The organism is Kitasatospora sp. NPDC059571 (genome assembly GCF_042735675.1).
In the GTDB taxonomy this organism is placed as follows: Bacteria; Actinomycetota; Actinomycetes; order Streptomycetales; family Streptomycetaceae; genus Kitasatospora.
Genome location: NZ_JBHWBW010000636.1, coordinates 1043 through 3781, shown reverse-complemented (window position 1 = coordinate 3781; position 2739 = coordinate 1043). Strand labels below are relative to the sequence as shown.

Below are 2739 nucleotides of genomic sequence, written 5' to 3'. Positions count from 1 at the left end.
GGTGGCCCCCCGCCGGGCGCGCGGTCGGCAGCGGTGGCCGCGGGCCGCGGGCCGGGGACCGCTGGAGGCATGGCACGCGGCCGGCCGGCCGCGCCCGCCGTCCCGGCGGCGCCGGCGCGCCCGGGGTCCGCCGGCCGCCCGAGCACAGGGAGCCTGCGATGTCCGACATGCAGCAGCGGATGAGCGAGAAGGCCGAGCGCGACGAGGAGGACGTGCGCGCGCGCGACCCCGAGGAGGGCATCACGTCCTACCAGACGGCCCACGCGCAGGACGAGTCGGCGGCCGAGGGCGACCGGCTCGACGACACGTCCGAGGATGCGACCAGGTGAGCGGCGCGATGGCGGGCGACGGCCCGCACACCAGCCAGTGGCAGGTGCGCCTGGAGGTCACCGAGGACGGTGACACCACCCGGGCGCACGCCGTGCTGATTCCCGCGCCGGAGGTCCTCGCCGGCGGCCCGGTGATGTCCGCCGACGCCGAGGCGCGGCGCAGCGCCCATGACCCGGCCGTCCCCGTGATCGGCGACGAGCTGGCCGTCGGCCGGGCCCTGATGGACCTCGGACACCGCCTGGTGCACGCCGGCTCGGTGGCGGCGGAGTCCGCCGAATCCGTGCGCCGTCGTGACACGGAGTAGCCGTGCACGATCCATCGCGCCGTGCCGCGGCCGATCGCGTGCGACCCGACAAGTAGTGTGCGAAACAGCCGAATCGTAACCTTCCACCACCCGCGGACCGGAACCTGACGGACCGCGGGTGCGTCACTCCCGGTGGCCGTACGACCGTACGGTTCACGACGGGGACGGTGGCGGGAACGGTGGACGAGAACAGAGTCAAGGGCGAGGGCGAGGCGGCGGCCCGGGACGCGCGCTGGGAGCTGCCCGGCTACACGCACGGGCGGGAGCTGGGCGCGGGCGCCGCGGGCCGGGTCGTCCTGGCCGTCCACGACGCGACCGGCACCGCCGTGGCGATCAAGTACCTGCTCGGCGCCACGGCCGACCACGCGAACCTGCGCGCCGAGGCCGAGCTCCTGGGCGCCCTCGACTCCCCGAACGTCACCCGGCTCTACGAGTACGTGGAGGGCCCGGAGGGCGCCGCGATCGTGATGGAGCCGGTCGAGGGCGTCTCGCTGCGCGACCTGCTGCAGACCGAGGGGGCCACCACCCCCGAGGCGGCGCTCGTCGTCCTCAAGGGCTCGCTGCTCGGCCTCGCCGACGCCCACCGGGTGGGCGTGGTGCACCGCGACTACAAGCCGGGCAACGTCCTGGTGACCACGGACGGCGCCTCCAAGCTGGTCGACTTCGGCATCGCGCTGCGGGCCGGCACCACCGGCGACATCGCCGGCACCCCGGCCTACATGGCCCCCGAGCAGTGGGCCGGCGAGCCGGCCTCGCCGGCCACCGACGTCTACGCGGCGACCGCGACCTTCTTCGAGTGCCTGACCGGCGCCAAGCCGTTCGCGGGCACCACGCTGATGGAGCTCGCGGTCCAGCACACCGAGGCCGACATCCCGGACGAGCAGGCGCCGGAGCAGCTCCGGCCGCTGATCCGCTCCGGCCTGGCCAAGACCGCCCGCGAGCGGCCGTCCGGCGCGGCCGACCTGGTCGCCGAGCTGGAGGAGCTCGCGGCCGGTGCGTACGGGGCCGACTGGGAGGAGAAGGGCCGGCGGGACCTGGCCGCGCTCGTCCTGCTGCTGCCCTGGCTGCTCCCGCACGCGCAGGGGCCGGCGGCCGGGACCACCTCGGTGGCCACGACCACGCTGCCGCCGACGCCGCCCGGCGGGCCGGGCGCCGGCGGGGCGGCCCGGCGCTTCGGCACCCGGGCCAAGATCCTCAGCGCGGCGGCCGGCCTGGTCATCCTCGGCGGCTCGCTGGCCGGCGTGGCGGCCGCCGGGGCCTCCGACGCGGACGGGCACACCGATGTGTCCGCCGCGCCCAAGGCCACCACCAGCTTCGGGTCCGGCGGGCCGGAGAGCCCGTCGCCCTCGCCCTCCCCGTCCGCGTCGCCCTCCGCCTCGCCGTCGGCGTCGCCCTCGGCCTCGCCGTCCGCCTCGGCGAGCCCGTCCGCGTCGCCCTCGACGAGCCCGACCAAGAAGCCGACCAGCGCCCCGCCCACCACGTCGGCACCGACCACCTCCGCGCCGCCCACTCCGCCGCCGGTGGTGCTGCAGGTGGTCTCGCTGGGGGTGGGGAGCGCGTCCTGCTGGAACAACAGCGTCTACGCGACGGCGTCGCTGACCGCGGACGGTGCCGCGGCCGGCCGGCTGACGGCGACCTGGTACAAGTCCGTGAAGGGCGGCCCGCTGATCGCGGTGTCGTCCGAGACCGTCGACATTCCCAAGGGCTCGACCAAGTTCAGCCACGGCTTCACGTCCCCGGTCTGGGACCGCAGCCACCCGTACTGGACGGTCGGTGTGAGCACGAGCCCGGCAGCGCTCCGGGGCCAGGGCAGTACGGCAGGGCCGGTCTACGGCTACTGCCCCGTGATCGGGTGAACCAGGACTGAGGACATGACTGAAGCACAGCAGCCGAACGAGGACGCCACCGTCCGGCTCGGCCGGACCCCACTGCCGCAGCAGCCGGCACCGCCGGTGGAGCCCGAGTCCACCGTCCGGCTCGGCCCGGTGAAGCCCGCGGCCCCGGAGGCGACGGTCCGGCTGGGCGGCCCGCCCGCGCCCGTCGGGCCGGACCCGGAGTCCACCGTCCGACTCGGCTCCCCGCCGGGGCCGGACGCCACCGTGCAG

At 76.3% G+C, this 2739-nt stretch carries 3 protein-coding genes and 1 pseudogene; all 4 read left to right on the top strand.

The window, feature by feature from the left end; genetic code table 11:
* Positions 1 to 158: 158 nt before the first annotated feature.
* On the top strand, positions 159 to 329 hold the full coding sequence (locus ACFV0G_RS37010; protein ID WP_380557467.1) for a hypothetical protein: 171 nt from the start codon (positions 159 to 161) through the stop codon (positions 327 to 329).
* Positions 326 to 634 carry a dsRBD fold-containing protein gene (locus ACFV0G_RS37005; protein ID WP_380557464.1) on the top strand — a complete coding sequence of 103 codons (309 nt, stop codon included), beginning with the start codon at positions 326 to 328 and terminating at the stop codon, positions 632 to 634. Before ACFV0G_RS37010 ends, ACFV0G_RS37005 begins: the two co-directional genes overlap by 4 nt.
* 179 nt (positions 635 to 813) lie before the next feature.
* Positions 814 to 2490, top strand: coding sequence for a serine/threonine-protein kinase (locus ACFV0G_RS37000; protein ID WP_380557461.1), 1677 nt, complete (start codon positions 814 to 816; stop codon positions 2488 to 2490).
* A 15-nt stretch (positions 2491 to 2505) separates the two neighbouring features.
* Positions 2506 to 2739: pseudogene (locus ACFV0G_RS36995) on the top strand (hypothetical protein); the annotation flags it as partial.

Coding starts and splice junctions, on each gene's coding strand:
- ACFV0G_RS37010 (WP_380557467.1), top strand. CDS start 159: ATGTCCGACATGCAGCAGCGGATGAGCGAGAAGGCCGAGCGCGACGAG.